The organism is Bifidobacterium callitrichos DSM 23973, from assembly GCF_000741175.1.
GTDB lineage: Bacteria > Actinomycetota > Actinomycetes > Actinomycetales > Bifidobacteriaceae > Bifidobacterium > Bifidobacterium callitrichos.
On sequence record NZ_JGYS01000007.1, the window covers coordinates 1 to 15,097 of the forward strand.

A 15,097-nucleotide genomic window follows, 5' to 3' on the forward strand; every position below is an offset into this window, starting at 1 on the left:
GTGGTCCGATAGGCCGGACGTGGAAGCCCCGCGAGGGGTGGAGCCGACCGGTACTAACGGGGAAAAGGCAATCACACATCCTCCCGTTTGGGAGGGCGTCACGCACTGCGTGAACCACCCGGTACGACACTGAACAGGTCGAACGGGTCACAGAACGTCAACACTTTTCGCGTCCGCCGTCCGGTCCCCGAACCGTCACGGTTCCATCCCCCGCCCTTGTGGTGGGATGCTAATTGAAGATTTGCGGCGACCATAGCCAAGGTGAGACGCCCGGTCCCATTCCGAACCCGGAAGCTAAGGCCTTGCACGGCGATGGTACTGCACCCGAGAGGATGTGGGAGAGTAGCACGTCGCCGCTACCAAACATCACTAGGATCCCCGGCAGGACAACACAGTCCCCGGGGATTCTTTGTTTTCCGGCCCCAGGGAGGATCCGGCCCCGGTAATAACGGTCAGGAGTACGTTTGGCCGGACATTCTTGGGGGATTTCCGGAGGAACGTACACTCACGGCCGGTAAGAGTACGTTCCTCCGGGTATTCCCGGGAGGCTCCCGGACAACCGTACTCCTACAATCGGTATCCGTACGGTTTTATCCGGAAACCGATCGAAAACACCCGCAAGAACGTACGCTGACAGGCAATGGCAGCATCCGCAGCCTGATCCTTATCGGGCGGACAAGGAGTTCCAGGTATGGCCGACCTCAATCCGCAGTCGCTGGTCACCCTGTGGCGCATCGAACAGTACGGTTCGTTCTCCGCCACGGCCAAGGCGACCGGTTGGTCGCAGCCGGCCATCAGCCAGCAGATCAAGAAGCTGGAATCGCAATGCGGCACCATGCTGGTCGATCGCACGCCGCATGGGGTCGAACTGACCGCCACGGGCGCGATGCTCGCGCGTCACGGCGAGGCGATCGCGGATCGGCTGGAACGTGCGGAACGTGAGCTGAAGGATTATCGGGAGCGACGATTCGCGCATCTGACGCTCGTCGCGCCTCCGTCGATCTGCTCGACGATCGCGGCGCGCACGGTCGTCAAACTCGGCATGTACACCGACATCGAACTGAGCCTGACGCAGATGGAGCCGCCCGAGGCGATCGCCCTGATCGCACAGGGCAAGGCCGACGCGGCCGTCGTGTTCCGTTACAGCAGCATCCCCGGATTCCTGCCCATCGGCGACGATCTCGACTTCCATTCGCTCGGCACCGACCCTCTGCGCCTGCTGGTGCGACGTTCGAGCGCCATCGCCCGCGCATACGAATCGGACGGGACGCCGGTGCCATTGTCCGCGGCCAGGGACGAACCGTGGATCGCCGGCTGCGCGACCTGCCGCGCGAACCTCGTCAAACTTGCCGCGCGCGCCGGATTCACCCCGGACATCCGTCACGCGACGGACGACTATTGGGCGACGCAGAACCTCGTGGAGGTCGGTATGGGCGTCTCGCTCGTACCGGCACTGGACACGCATATCAATCTTGGCGAGGACCTTGTCGCCTGTCCGATCATGGACGATTATGCGTCGCGCGAGATCGGCGTCGTCACGCGCGCCGGTGACAAGCGGCCCGCATTGCAGCCGCTCATCGAGGAGCTGAAGCGTACCGCGTTGAGATACCTGATCGGCGGCAAACCGGCCTGAGAACGGGACACGGGGTCGATAAGCAATATTGCCAACGCCATCACGATTCCGGGGAACGGCGACGTTGAGCGGCCGATCCACGCCGGGAACAATGGGCGTCATGGATACGAAGAGCAGCATCATCGACCGTCCCATGAACGAGACGAAGACCGACGGCGGCTTCGACGCCGCGCGCATCGACGCGGAGAGCATCGAGGAACTCGAACGCATCGGTTCGGACAAGTGGACCCGTCACCCCGGATGCATCGGGGCGTTCATCGCGGAGATGGACTACGGGCTCGCGCCGTGCGTCGCCAAGGCCATCGAACAGGCGACCGAACGCGGAGCGCTCGGCTACATCCCCGACCCGTGGAAGAAGGAGGTCGCGCGATCCTGCGCCGCATGGCAGCTGCGCTACGACTGGAACGTCAACCCGGCGGTCATCCGCCCGGTCCCAGACGTGCTCGAGGCGTTCGAGGTGTTTCTGCGCGAGATCGTACGCGTCGGCAACTCGATCATCGTGCCGACGCCCGCCTACATGCCGTTCCTGAGCGTGCCGCGCCTGTACGGCGTCGACGTCATCGAGATCCCGATGCTGCGCGACGACGCCTCAGGGGAGTGGCTGTTCGACTTCGACGCGATCGAGCGCGCGTTCGCCGCCGGCTGTCACGCGTTCACGCTGTGCAATCCCCACAATCCGATCGGCAAGGTGCTCACGCGTGACGAGATGCTGCGTATCTCCGATCTCGCGGAGAAGTACGACGTGCGCATCTTCTCCGACGAGATCCACGCGCCGTTTGTCTACCGGGGGCACACGCACGTGCCGTTCGCCTCGATCGACGAGCGGACCGCGAGGCAGGCGTTCACGTCCACATCCGCCTCGAAATCGTTCAACATCCCCGGCACCAAGTGCGCGCAGGTGATCCTCACCAACCCCGACGACCTCGACCTGTGGATGCGCAACGCGGAATGGTCCGAGCACCAGACCGCGACCATCGGCGCGATCGCCACCACCGCGGCCTACGACGGTGGCAGCGCATGGTTCGACGGGGTATTGAAGTACATCGAGCGCAACATCGCGCTGGTCAACGACGAAATGCGCACGCGCTTCACGCGTGTGGGCTACATTCCGCCGCAGGGCACGTACATCGCGTGGCTCGATTTCTCGCCGCTGGGCATTGACGATCCGGCCGCATACTTCCTCGAGAAGGCCGAAGTTGCCCTGACCGACGGACGCGAGTGCGGCGAGTGCGGCGCCGGATGCGTGCGCATGAACTTCGCTATGCCCTACCCGCTGCTCAGGGAGTGCTTTGATCGCATGTATAAGGCGTTGCGCGCGGACGGGCTGTGCAGCGAATCATTCTCAATAGCAAACGTGTGAGCCCACGAAGTGCGTGAATCGCACATGCCTGCCTTCGAAAGGGCGAAATTCCGGGCTTTTTCGACATGTGCGATTGTGCGGGAATGTGTGATTGGCTCACACATTTCTTACTGAGAACGATTCGCTGTAAGCTGACAGGCATGTACACCGACATCATCTTCGATTTCTGCGACGTGCTGGTCGACTGGAGGCCGCGACGCGCCGTCGAGGGCCTGTTCCCCGACGACGTGCTCGACGCGCTCTTCGACCGGCGCGATCCGTTCGGCTTCTGGCATTACGACATCCTGTCCGACCTTGGCTGGAGCGAGGAACAGGTCCTCGCCGAGTACGCGTCGCGGCACGGCATCGGGGAGGAATCAGGCGGCAAAGTGCGTCAGCTGGAGGCGTACGCCACATATTTCCGGCGTCAGCGACTCGCGCTCGCCGGCATGCTGCCGGGCATGGCCGCGCTGCTGCGTGATCTGGACGCGGCCGGCGTACGCTGCTGGGGACTGACCAACTTCACCGTGAAATACGTGGATGCGGCGCGCGAACTGTTCCCCGCGCTGAACATCTTGCGCGACGTGGTCGTCTCCAGCGCCGAGAAAATCCACAAGCCCGACGCGGAGATCTACCGTCGGGCGGTCGCGCGGTTCGGCGTCGACCCGGAGCATACCGCGTTCGTCGACGACAAGCAGCGCAACGCCGACGCCGCGTCGGCCGCCGTACCGGGCTTGACCGGCATCCGGTTCGTCGACGAGGCGACGCTGCGCCCCCTGCTGCTCGGGCAGTGAGAGTCAAGATGAGAGTATGAAGCATACGATGCGTGTCAAGGTGTTCATTCGTGAGCGTGTATGCCGGTCGGAGTTCGATGCAGGGGACGTCCCTGGCAGATTGGTACATCTGCTTGCGCTCGAGAGCGGTGGCTACTGCAGCTGACCGAATACGTCTATAAACACGGTCGTCACGGCTGGCTCATCAAGACCTTATACAGTGGTGCATATCGGTGATACGATTTCAAGGGAGAAACAAATGGACAATTCAAGCGAGACACCTGTCGAATCGGATGCATGGCGTGACGGGATGATCAAGGATCTCACCCTGATGCTGTTGTGGCTGACATCATGGGATGAGAGTTCCAAGACCGAGGGCGCCAAACCCTTGCTGCGCTCGTGGGTCAGCTACAGCTGGGGCGCCGTGGATGCGCTACGTGATGAACAACTGGTAGAGGGGCGCAAGGGCAACAAGTCCGTCTATCTGACGGAGCAGGGAGTTGGTCTCGCCAAGGCATTGGTCGATCGGTATCGGATCATGACCGGTGGTGGCGCTGCGAACGGTGTGCATCATGCGCATCATGACATGTTCGCGGAGATGATGGAAGACATCGACACTCTCACCGAGCAAGAAGCGCAGATGGTGGTGATGTCGCTGATGGCACGCGCGGCAGGTCGTCCTGACCTCGATCCCTCTGATGAACGGAACGATCCCGAACACGTCTTTGGTCCGCACGGATTGGTGACGATGCTGGAAAGCGATGGCGACCAATCCCGTGCGGATCGTTCGGGCCTCGATCAGTTCCGCGGATACGCCAGCTACGGTGATTCAACACCGATGGATGATATCGCCGAACATATTGACACGAAGTACGTAGACGTCGATGATCCGCGTTCCTTCCTGTTACGCGTGACTTTGCGTCTATACGATGCGACGTCACCTGACGGCAAGCCACTGGTGTGCTGGCGTGAAATCGAGATGCCAGCCGGATCGTCCTTCACCGACCTGCACATGGCCATCCAGCATGCGTTCGACTGGAAGGACTACCACCTATGGAACATCCAGCTGAACAGTCGCGGTGTGAAATACCAGTTGGAGTCCTCGTCGAACGAGAATTCGTTCGACGACTACTGGAGCCGGCGTACGCCCGCCGACGCGGACACCGTGCGTCTTGATGAAGTGTTCCCGCGCAGCCGCACCGCGTTGTACACGTACGATTACGGCGACAACTGGGAACACGAGATCAAGCTTGTCAAGACCAACAAAACAAGCGAGATCGAACATCCCACGGTTTGTGGGAGTGAGGGTGACGCACCTCCTGAAGACGTCGGAGGACCATGGGGGTTCGCCGAGTTCCTCAAGGCGTATACCGACCCGAACCACCCCGATCACAAGTCCATGGTCGAGTGGAAGAAAGGGATCGATTCACTGTGACATCATGTTGATGCGTCAGCTTCCGCTGTCGATGTACACCCAGCCGCGCTCGGCGTCGGGCGAGCCGGGCGCGAAGGCGTAGTCGGTGGTGAATACGGCGACGTGGTCGATGCCGTACTTCCTGATGGCGCTGTACACGGAGGAGCCGCTGTCCGCGCCCGAGTTCTCGACCATCCGAACCTCCGAGCGCAGCATGTCGTCCGAGCGGGTCTCGTCGAAGGTGACGCTGTCGATCGAACAGCCGTGCAACGACTGCTTGCTTTCAAGCATGGCGTCTATCGCGTCGTCGATCTGCGCGTGCGTGAACCCGGTGCCGTCCGTGGCGATGACGGCGAGCGCGACGACGACCGCCAGCGCCTTCCAATGCCGCGCGATCGCCCGCAGCATGTTCATGACGCTCATGACGTTCATGACGCCAAGATAGTCGTCCCCGGAATATCAGGCGGTCCGGGCCGCGGCCGTGCGTGTCGGGTCCTTCTGCAGGGTCAGGAAGACGAGGGCGACGACGAGCAGGATCGCGATGGACAGGACGCCGAGGGAGGCGTTGCCGGTCAGGGTCGTGGTCGTGGCGACGAGGAACGTGCCGAGGATCGAGGCCGTCTTGCCGAAGATATCGTACAGTCCGTAGTACTCGTTGGCGTGCTCCTTGGGGATGATCTTGCCGTAGTAGGAGCGGGAGAGCGCCTGGATGCCGCCTTGGAACATGCCGACCAGGATCGCAAGGATCCAGAATTCGACGGCCGACTTGAGGAAGAACGTGGCGAAGAACACGATGCCCATGTACGCGACCACCGCGGCCATGATCATCGGCTTGCATCCGAATCGGCCGGCGAGTCGTCCGTAGATGATCGCGCACGGGAAGGCCACGAACTGCGTGACCAGCAGCGCGACGACCAGCTGGGTCGAGTCGATGCCGAGCTGCGTGCCGTACGACGTGCTCATCGAGATCACGGTGTTGACCGCGTCGATGTAGAAGAAGAACGCGATCATGAACATCCACAGCGGCTTGTTCTTCACGAGCTTGCGCAACGTGCCGGCCAATTCGGTGAACGTGCCGCGCACGGCCTCGGCGGCGTGGTCGCGGGTGGCACGGTAGTGGACCTGCGTGTAGCTGGTGATGAGCGGGATCGTGAACGCCACCCACCAGATGGCCGTGATGATGAACGCGGCGCGCGTGCAGGCGGTTGTCGACCAGCCGAGAAGCGAGGGGCCGCCGAAGATCAGGGCGATGCAGGCGATGAACGGGATCGTCGAGCCGACGTAGCCCCATCCGTAGCCGTGCGAGGAGACCTTGTCCATGCGCTCGTTCGAGGTCGTGTCGATGAGCATCGAATCATAGAACGTGAGTGAGCCGTTCAGGCCGATCGTCGCCAGCACGTAGACGATGAGGAACGGCAGCCAGGTCAGCGGCAGGGCCATCGCGCAGCACATCACCACGCCGGTGCCGAAGAAGCCGAGGAAGAACTTGATCTTCATGCCCTGCACGTCGGCGATCGAGCCGAGCAGCGGCATGAGCAGGGCGATCACCAGCGAGGCGATCGTCTGCGCGTAGCCCCACGCGGACACGATGTTGCCGTCCGCCGGCATCAGCGACTTCGCGTAGATCGGGATGACGGCGGTCGACAGCAGCACGAACGCGGAGTTGCCCACGTCGTAGACGATCCACTTCTTCTCACGCGCGGTGAGTCTGGCGGAGGCGGGCAGGGCCGCAGCGGTGCTTTCGGACATGTTCACTCCTCGACGAATCCGTGGGGCGTTCGGCGGAACGTCCAGACCATCTTTAATCGTACGGATGCGTGGCACCGGTGTGGGCCGTGCATAGGTGAACGCAGGATGAACTTATGTCGAGGCGCATAGAGGCGCATAGAGGAGACGTTTCTTAGGCAGATTTTGCGTTTCCTAGGCAGGTCGCGTCCTGATCACGTCCTGTGCCCGGCGCGGGAGGCGCGGAAAACCAACGGTTTCTTTCGTGCCTCCCGCGGTCGCCGACCACCCGCCTGCCTAGGAAGTGAGAAAAGTGCCTAGGAAATGGTCATGTCAGTGCGAGGACGGCGATTCGGACGGCGATTCGGGATCCACTCCGGCGAGCTGGATGGCCTCGTCGGCGGACGGGCAGACCGGCACGCCGGCGTGGGAGCGCTGGATGGCGATCGAGGCGGCCGCGTTGGCGATGTTCACTGCGTCGGCGAGCGACCAGCCCTTCGCGAGCATCGCGCACATCGCGCCGGTGTGGCAGGAGCCGGCGGAACGCGTGTGGACACCCTTGGTCGGGTATCCCTCGACGTGCAGCACGTCGCCGCCCGGCTCGCGCACCCATGCGCCGCGTGCGCCCGCGCGTACGATCAGCGGGGCGCGCAGCGTGTTGCCGAGCGCGTCGCACAGCGCGTTCATCGCCTTGTCGAAGCCGCCGCCGACGGTGAGGGTGTCGCCTTCGTCGAGGGCGATGCCGAGGCGTTCGGCCAGCGTCGTCGCCTCCTGGCGGTTGCAGGACCAGATCGGGCGGGCCAGCACCAGATCCTCGAGCAGATGGTCGTTGACGAGCTTGAGCGTGTTCGTGGGATTGATGACGAGGTGGTACGGCCGCTTCCTCGGATCGCTGCCGGCGCGGTCCATGAATTCGTCGATGCCGGCTGCCGTGTGGTCGAGCAGCGTGTTGCCGGAGATGTGGACCACGTCGCCGGCGCCCGGTTCGAGCGTGTCGAACGTGTGTTCGTCGCCTCGCGCCTCGGCGCCGTAGTGCGCGACGAACGTCTTGCGGTCGTCGCCGTCGTGGAAGACGAGACGGAATCCGGAATCCACGTCGAGCCGGCTCGGTCCGACGTGGACGATGCCGTCCTCCTCGTACGCCTTGCGGATCATCGACGCCCATACGCCGTTGCCGATGACGCCCGCGTGCTCGGCGGGCACGCCCATGCGGCTGACCGCATCGAGTACGCGGTAGCTGCCGCCGATCGCCGGATGCGCGGCGTCCGCGACGGTGAATCCGCCGCTCGCCGGCAGCGAGTCCACATCCATCATGATGTCGACCCACACCTGACCGAGCGAGATCACGGAGGGCGTGTGGTCCTTCGCCTCGCGCTCGCGGTTGCGTTCCTCCTCCTCGTGGCGGCGCAGCTCCTCCTCCGCCTCGGCCTTTCTTCTGGCGATGAGCTTGCCGAGCATGGTCTCCTCGTTGACTGTCAATCCGAGCATCGTGTCCTCCTTGTGCCCGTGGAACCTTCGAATGTTTTATGTTGTCGGGTGCTGCAGGTTCCGCATCCTTGCGTGCGCCTGTGCCCCTGCTTTCAGTTCTACCGTGATTCTATGCGAACACGCTGGAAGCGCAATGGACAATATTCCGACGCTGATCCGTTTTTCCGGCGGGTTCGATGACGGTTTGACGCCGGATCGGAGGCTCGTGGCGGGTAGCATACCACGCCGTGGTTGCGTTTGTCCCCATTTCAGGATATATTCGTGAAGTTGTGTGTTCGGCTAGATGCAATCGGCGCATATCTGCATAGACCTATAGTCATATGCCCGATGTGTGTAGACGCGTCCGGCCGGAACGCGAAAAGACTTGACAGTCAAGGTTAAAGGGAGTCCATCATGGCAGCTCGTTGTGCAGTGTGCGGCAAGGGTCCGCAGGTCGGATACACCGTGTCTCACTCGCATATCCGCAACAAGCGTCGCTTCCGCCCGAACCTTCAGCCGGTGCGCACCACCGTCGACGGCCAGAACGTCCGTATCGCCGTGTGCGCCAAGTGCCTCAAGGCCGGCAAGGTCCAGCGCGTGGTTGCGTGAAGTGCGCGATAGCATAAGCGTTACGAAGCCCCCATCGGTTCGCCGATGGGGGCTTTTGCTATGAGCGTAGGCTCGCGTGGTCGGGAGCAGTGTGGCGTTGGCCGGTGCCGTCCGCGTATGCGGGAACAATGGATTGCCATGAGCATCAAGCTGGCTACCCGGGTCGCCTCGCTGCTGGCGAACAAGCGGCGTGCGTCCACGCTCAAATCGTTCGGCATCAGAACCATCGGCGATGCGCTGACCTACTATCCGTTCCGCGTGTCCGATCCCGTTCCCGCACGCGCCGTAGGCGAGGCGCGTATCGGCGAGCCGATGGCGTTCGTGGCGACGGTTGTCTCGTCGCGCGTGGCGACCGGTCGGATGCTGCGACTCGAGGTCATCGTCGACGACGCCATCTACGCGGCGACGCGCGGCGTCGCCTCCGGCAGGGCCCGCCTCGTCTTCTTCTCCGGCAAACGCAGCTACATCGACTGGATGGCCGCCCGGCTCACCAACGGCGCCACCGTGGTCGTCGCCGGCACCGCGGGCGAATACATGGGCCAGTTGCAGTTCACGCATCCGCAGATCCTCACCGTGGCGCCGGGCAATCCGCTCGGCGGCAACACCCGCGCCGCACGCGCCGCCCGGGCCGCCGACCCGTGGCTCGCCTTCTCCCCGGACATCGACATCGAACGCAAGGTGCGCGACCGCTCCCCGCGCACTCAGCGCAAGCCCTCCTACGATGCGCCCTCGCCGATCGAGGGTCTTGCACGCGTCTGCCGGCCGCGACCCGTCTATCACGCGTCCGCGCGACTGTCCAGCGAACGCATCCACGAGACCATTCTGAGCCTGATGTGGGCGCTCGGCGGACGCGACATCGCCGCGCCCGGCACCGACGACATCATCCTGCAGTCGCGCGGCGACGAGGAGGAGTTCACCGGCACGCTCGCCAAGGCCATCCCCGACGTGCTGCCCGAGGACGTGCGCGCCGCACGCGGTCTCATGCACCGGGCCGACGCGTTCCGCGCGATCCACGACCCCAAGACGGTCGAGCAGTTCCACAAGGGCATCGAGACGCTGCGCTACGAGGAGGCGTTCGTCTGCCAGAGCGCCCTGCTCAAGGCGCGCAACAGCGCGCATCAGTCACCCGCCACGCCCTGCCCGCTGAACGAGGGTGAGGGGGAGGACAAGGGCGGCCTGCGCGACCGGTTCCTCGCCTCGCTGCCGTTCACGCTGACCGACGGCCAGCGTGCGGTCGTCGACGACATCGCCCGTGACATGTCCGGCGAACGCCCGATGCGCCGTCTGCTGCAGGGCGAGGTCGGCTCCGGCAAGACCGTCGTCGCGCTCGCCGCGATGATGCAGGCGGTCGGCGCGGGGCGTCAGGCCGTGCTCGTCGCCCCCACGCAGGTGCTCGCCGAACAGCACCATGACTCCATCGGCCGGATGGTCGAGGGGCTGGGCGTGCCGGTCACGCTGCTGACCGGCGGCATGCGGCTCGCGGCCCGGCGCAAGGCGCTCGCGGCCGCGGCCAGCGGCGAACCGGGCATCATCGTCGCCACGCACGCCGCGTTCTCCAAGACGTTCCAGGCGCCGAACCTCGCGCTCGTCGTCATCGACGAACAGCATCGCTTCGGCGTCGAACAGCGTGATTCCCTCAGTGCCGAATCGGCCGACGGCACCGTGCCGCATCTGCTGGTGATGACCGCCACGCCGATCCCGCGCACCGCCGCGATGACCTGGTTCGGCGATCTCGACATCTCGTGGCTGACCGAACTGCCCGGCGGGCGCAAGCCGATCCGCACGATCGTCGTCGACGAATCGGACGGCCCGACGATGGGACGCATGTTCGCGCACATCCGCTCGCGCATCGACGCGGGGGAGCGCGCGTACATCGTGTGCGCCCGCATCGACGCGGATGGTGCCGATGCCGCGGATGGTGCCGGTGACGCCGATGCCGCGGACGACGCGCCGGACGCGGACGACGGCATCGACGACCTGTTCGAGGCGCTGGACGAGAACGGCGATGCCGTCGCCCGCCCGCCGCTGCATTCGGTCGCGGAGATCACCGAGCGGCTCAAGGCCCTGCCGCAGTTCCGGGGCGTGCGGTTCGCGACTCTGACCGGACGCGACAAGGACGACGTCAAAACCGCCGTCATGGCCGATTTCGCATCCGGCGAGACGCCGATCCTCGTCGCCACGACCGTCATCGAGGTGGGCGTCGACGTCAGGCAGGCCAGCTGCATCGTCATCTTCGACGCCGACCGGTACGGCCTGTCCCAGCTGCATCAGCTGCGCGGCCGCGTCGGGCGCGGCGGCACCGACAGCTGGGCGTTCCTCGTCTCGCGCGCCGAGGCCGGGTCGATCGCCGCGCAGCGACTGGACGTCATCCGCGGTTCGCTCGACGGCGCCGAGATCGCCAAGGCCGATCTGGAGCTGCGCGGTGCCGGCGACGTGCTCGGCGACGCGCAGTCCGGCGCGAAATCCAGCCTCAAGCTGCTGCGCGTCGTCAAGGACGCCGATCTCATCGTCGACGCGCGCGAACGCGCGGAGCGTCTGCTCGCCGACGACCCGGATCTGTCCGGCAACCCGCAGCTCGCCGGCGCCGTGCTCGATTTCACGCGCGGCAACGAGACCTTCCTGACCTCCAACTAAGGTCGATCATCATGCGTGTGATTTCCGGACGATTCAAGGGCATGGCGCTGACCACGCCGAAAAGCGTGACCCGCCCCACCACCGACCGCACCAAGGAGGCGATCTTCTCGCGTCTCGACTCGTGGGGCGTGCTCGACGACGCCCGCGTGCTCGACCTGTTCGCCGGTACGGGCGCGCTCGGCATCGAGGCGCTCTCGCGCGGGGCCCGCGAGCTCGTCGCGGTCGAGGCGAACGGTCCGGCGGCCGCGCTGATCGCGAAGACGCTCGGCGCGTTGAAGCGCAATCGCGCGTGGACGGCCGATCTCAAGGCCCGCGTGGTGCGCGCGAAGGCCGAGAAGTTCGCGGAGCCGGCGCATCGGGATGCTGCGGGCGACGGCGGCGACGGCGTGGTGACGGCCTCGCCCGCGGCCGCCGCGTACGACGTGATCTTCATCGACCCGCCCTACGCGTTCGAGACCGAGGCGTGCGAGAAACTGCTCGCCGATCTGGCTGCGTCGGGCATGGCCGGCGAAGGCACGGTGATCGTGCTGGAGCGTTCCGCGCGCTCCGACGACCCCGTTCCTCCCGAGGGGTGGGACATCACCGATCGCCGTGACTACGGCGAGACGGCCGTGTTCTACATCGAGCGCTGAGGCTCGTTGGCTTTTCGCGGGCGAAACCGCGCTGTCTGGGATATCTCGTATCGTGATATCCGTAAGCGATGGCTCGAAACGAGATATCTCATGATGTTGGATCGTGACGGGCCGGGACACGATCACATGAAAGGGACATGAACCATGTCGAACTTCGTCGAGGAACTCGAAAAGCGCCGCTCCCAGTACGCCCTGACCGACGCCTCCCCGATCAGCGATCAGGAGATCGCCGACCTCGTCAAGAAGGTCACCGTCGAGGTGCCGAGCGCCTTCAACTCCCAGCCGCAGCGCGCCGTCGTCCTGTTCGGCGACGCCAACCAGAAGCTGTGGGACATCGTCAAGGAGACCCTGCGCAAGGTCGTCAACGACGATGAGCAGTTCAAGTCCACCGAGGCCAAGATCAACGCCTTCGCCGCCGGCCACGGCACCGTGCTCTTCTACGACGACGAGGACGTCACCAAGCAGCTGCAGGAGAACATCCCCGCCTACGCCGCCAACTTCCCGGGCTTCGCCCGTGACGCCGCCGGCATGCTGCAGCTCGCCGTGTGGACCGCGCTCGCCGACAAGGGCCTCGGCGCCTCCCTGCAGCACTACAACCCGCTGATCGACGAGGCCGTCACCGCCGAGTTCGGCCTGCCGGAGAGCTGGAAGCTGCAGGCCCAGATGCCGTTCGGCGTCGTCGCCCAGCCGGCCGCCCCGGTCGACAAGCAGCCGGCAGACGCCCGCGTCAAGGTGTTCGGTCTGTGATCGATGGGTGGCTGGTTCCCTGGGAACCAGCCACCTGCTCACACCCTTCTCGGGTGGACGGAGGAGACCTCCCAGCCGAGCGCGATCAGCGTTTTGCGATCGGCCTTGTCGAGCGACTTGCAGTCGAGCCGCTCGATCAGGTCGGGGCGGATCTGGCTGGTGCGCTCCAGCGCCTCGTCGCGACGATAGCGGTCCACCTTGCCGTGGTCTCCGGACAGGAGGATGTCCGGAACCTTCAAACCCCGCCATTCGGCGGGTTTCGTGTACTGGCGATGCTCGAGCAGGGCGTTGCTTCCCGTGTAGGATTCCTCGACGATGGAGTCGGAGTTGCCCATGAATCCCGGGATCAGGCGGGTGATCGCCTCGAGCATCACCGAAGTGGCGACCTCGCCGCCGTTGAGCACGTAATCGCCGATCGAGTACTCGCGCACGTCCACGCCGCGCGAACGGTAGTACTCGGGGATGCGCGCGTCATAGCCCTCGTAGCGTCCGCAGCCGAACAGCAGGTGCTCGGCGTGGGAGAGCTCGGTCGCGTCGCGCTGCGTGAACAGCGGTGCCGACGGGTTCGGGAAGATCAGCACCGGGCCATCCGCCGGCTCCGGCCCCAGCAGCTCATCGAGGCATTCGGCCCAGACACTGGGTTTCATGACCATGCCCGCGCCGCCGCCGACCGGGGTGTCGTCGACCGAGTGGTGCACGTCATGCGTCCAATCGCGCAAATTATGCGCCGTAATGCGCAACAGGCCCTTGTCCTGCGCCTTGCCCATCAGACTCAGGTTCATCACGTCGAAATACTCGGGGAACACGCTCACGATATCGATCTTCATAACCATCCACCCTATCGCAAGGGGTGCGGGCGGCGGGGCCGCACTCGAGGTTCACGGATTGTTCATGTCGGGTTCCATCGGGCGGGTGACGGCATGCGCTATTGATAGATAGCAACACGAGACAAGGGAGCGGACGATGGCGGCACGCAAGCTGATTCTGGATCTGGACACGGGCATCGACGATACGCTGGCGATCGCCTACGCGCTGGGCAGCGGCGACGAGGTCGACCTGATCGGCATCACCGGCACGTACGGCAACGTCACCGTGCGCCGGGGCGTGCGCAACTCGCTCGCCGTGCTGCACCTGTTCGGACGCGACGACGTGCCCGTCTACCCGGGCGTCGACCATCCGCTCGCCTACGATCCCGCGGCGAACGGACCGTGGGAGCCGAGCGCCGGATCGGTCGCCGTCCACGCGCCCAACGGCGTCGGCGGCGCAACGATTCCCGATTCGCCGCGCGAGGCCGAACCGGACGGCTCCGCGGTCGACTTCATCATCGACGCGGCGCGCACGTACGGCGAGAACCTCGTGATCGTGCCGACCGGCGCGATGACCACGATGGCCACCGTCCTCAAGACCGCGCCGGACATCAGGGACTCCGGCGCGCGCATCACCCTGATGGGCGGAGCGCTCACCGTGCCGGGCAACGTGAGCCCGGGCGCCGAGGCGAACATCTCCCAGGACCCCGAGGCCGCCGACTACCTGTTCCGCTGCGGCGCGCGCACCACGATGATCGGCCTCGACGTGACCCACCAGACCGCGCTGACCCGCAAGGGCACGGCCGTCTGGCGCGCCCTCGGCACCCCGGCGGGCGATTTCCTCGCCGACATGACCGACTACTACATCGACTTCTACCTCGCCCACCAGCCCGAGATCGGCGGATGCGGCCTACACGACCCGCTCGCCGTCGCCGCCGCGCTCGACCCGATGCTCGTCACGACCCTCGGCGTGAACCTGAAGGTCGATCTGGACGGCGCGTTCCGCGGCCGCACGATCGGTGACCGGGCGCGCCTGGCCGATCCGGACAAGCACACGCAGGTCGCCCTCGGCGTCGACGTGCCGGAGTTCCTCGAGAGGTTCATGACGCGCATCACCGCCCTCGCGGCGAAGTGACGGGGCGCCGCCCGCCCGCGTCTCGCATGCTGGCGCCGAATGCGAGACAATCCGGGGGTGTAGGAAAACCCTATAGCGCTCACGATTCGCGCCAAATCAGGGAACGATAGCAGGTCATCAGTTTCTCTGATGGCAATCGGCCCTGAAACGGTTCGATTCGAGTTACTGTGTTTGTTCGACTAG

General features: G+C 65.0%; 13 protein-coding genes and 1 rRNA gene. 10 read left to right on the forward strand and 4 right to left on the reverse strand.

All coding sequences use genetic code 11. From position 1 onward, the window contains the following. The first annotated feature begins 242 nt into the window (after window positions 1-242). The 5 genes from rrf (at window position 243) to BCAL_RS05060 (ending at window position 5,180) form a co-directional block, all read left to right on the forward strand. Window positions 243-359: ribosomal RNA gene (gene rrf / locus BCAL_RS05040) — 5S ribosomal RNA — on the forward strand. Window positions 360-691: 332 nt separating this feature from the next. Beyond that, complete coding sequence (locus BCAL_RS05045; RefSeq protein WP_043166890.1) at window positions 692-1,633, forward strand: LysR family transcriptional regulator; 942 nt, start codon at window positions 692-694, stop codon at window positions 1,631-1,633. 100 nt (window positions 1,634-1,733) lie between these two features. Then, window positions 1,734-2,993 carry a MalY/PatB family protein gene (locus BCAL_RS05050; RefSeq protein WP_152600407.1) on the forward strand — a complete coding sequence of 420 codons (1,260 nt, stop codon included), beginning with the start codon at window positions 1,734-1,736 and terminating at the stop codon, window positions 2,991-2,993. Between the two features lie 140 nt (window positions 2,994-3,133). Then, a complete protein-coding gene (locus BCAL_RS05055; protein ID WP_052119254.1) occupies window positions 3,134-3,766 on the forward strand; it encodes an HAD family hydrolase in 633 nt (210 codons plus the stop codon). Window positions 3,767-4,004: 238 nt separating this feature from the next. Beyond that, complete coding sequence (locus BCAL_RS05060) at window positions 4,005-5,180, forward strand: DUF6429 family protein (RefSeq protein WP_043166891.1); 1,176 nt, start codon at window positions 4,005-4,007, stop codon at window positions 5,178-5,180. Between the two features lie 15 nt (window positions 5,181-5,195). Here BCAL_RS05060 and BCAL_RS05065 read toward each other — a convergent pair whose 3' ends face one another. The 3 genes from BCAL_RS05065 to BCAL_RS05075 form a co-directional block, all read right to left on the reverse strand. After that, window positions 5,196-5,582: a hypothetical protein gene (locus tag BCAL_RS05065; protein ID WP_152600408.1), complete on the reverse strand. Its 387-nt coding sequence runs from the start codon at window positions 5,580-5,582 to the stop codon at window positions 5,196-5,198. Between the two features lie 36 nt (window positions 5,583-5,618). Beyond that, entirely contained in the window at window positions 5,619-6,908 is a 1,290-nt protein-coding gene (locus BCAL_RS05070; protein ID WP_043166895.1) for an MFS transporter, read from the reverse strand. 309 nt (window positions 6,909-7,217) lie between these two features. Continuing rightward, the gene (locus tag BCAL_RS05075; protein WP_238549622.1) at window positions 7,218-8,372 is read right to left on the reverse strand and encodes a PfkB family carbohydrate kinase; all 1,155 of its coding nucleotides are present in this window, start codon (window positions 8,370-8,372) and stop codon (window positions 7,218-7,220) included. 393 nt (window positions 8,373-8,765) lie between these two features. Here BCAL_RS05075 and rpmB point away from each other — a divergent pair, with 393 nt between their 5' ends. The 4 genes from rpmB (at window position 8,766) to BCAL_RS05095 (ending at window position 12,973) form a co-directional block, all read left to right on the forward strand. Continuing rightward, a complete protein-coding gene (gene rpmB, locus BCAL_RS05080; protein WP_043166896.1) occupies window positions 8,766-8,960 on the forward strand; it encodes a 50S ribosomal protein L28 in 195 nt (64 codons plus the stop codon). Between the two features lie 138 nt (window positions 8,961-9,098). Next, a complete protein-coding gene (locus BCAL_RS05085; RefSeq protein WP_081887261.1) occupies window positions 9,099-11,594 on the forward strand; it encodes an ATP-dependent DNA helicase RecG in 2,496 nt (831 codons plus the stop codon). Window positions 11,595-11,605: 11 nt separating this feature from the next. After that, window positions 11,606-12,226 carry an RsmD family RNA methyltransferase gene (locus BCAL_RS05090; protein ID WP_043166900.1) on the forward strand — a complete coding sequence of 207 codons (621 nt, stop codon included), beginning with the start codon at window positions 11,606-11,608 and terminating at the stop codon, window positions 12,224-12,226. 144 nt (window positions 12,227-12,370) lie between these two features. Continuing rightward, window positions 12,371-12,973, forward strand: coding sequence for a nitroreductase family protein (locus tag BCAL_RS05095; RefSeq protein WP_043166902.1), 603 nt, complete (start codon window positions 12,371-12,373; stop codon window positions 12,971-12,973). Between the two features lie 38 nt (window positions 12,974-13,011). Here the strand turns inward: BCAL_RS05095 and trmD are convergent, their stop codons facing one another. Beyond that, a complete protein-coding gene (gene trmD, locus BCAL_RS05100) occupies window positions 13,012-13,800 on the reverse strand; it encodes a tRNA (guanosine(37)-N1)-methyltransferase TrmD (protein ID WP_043166903.1) in 789 nt (262 codons plus the stop codon). 136 nt (window positions 13,801-13,936) lie between these two features. Between trmD and BCAL_RS05105 the strand changes: the two genes are divergently transcribed. After that, window positions 13,937-14,914, forward strand: a complete 978-nt coding sequence (locus BCAL_RS05105; RefSeq protein ID WP_043166905.1) for a nucleoside hydrolase — start codon at window positions 13,937-13,939, stop codon at window positions 14,912-14,914. The last annotated feature ends 183 nt before the right edge of the window (window positions 14,915-15,097 follow it).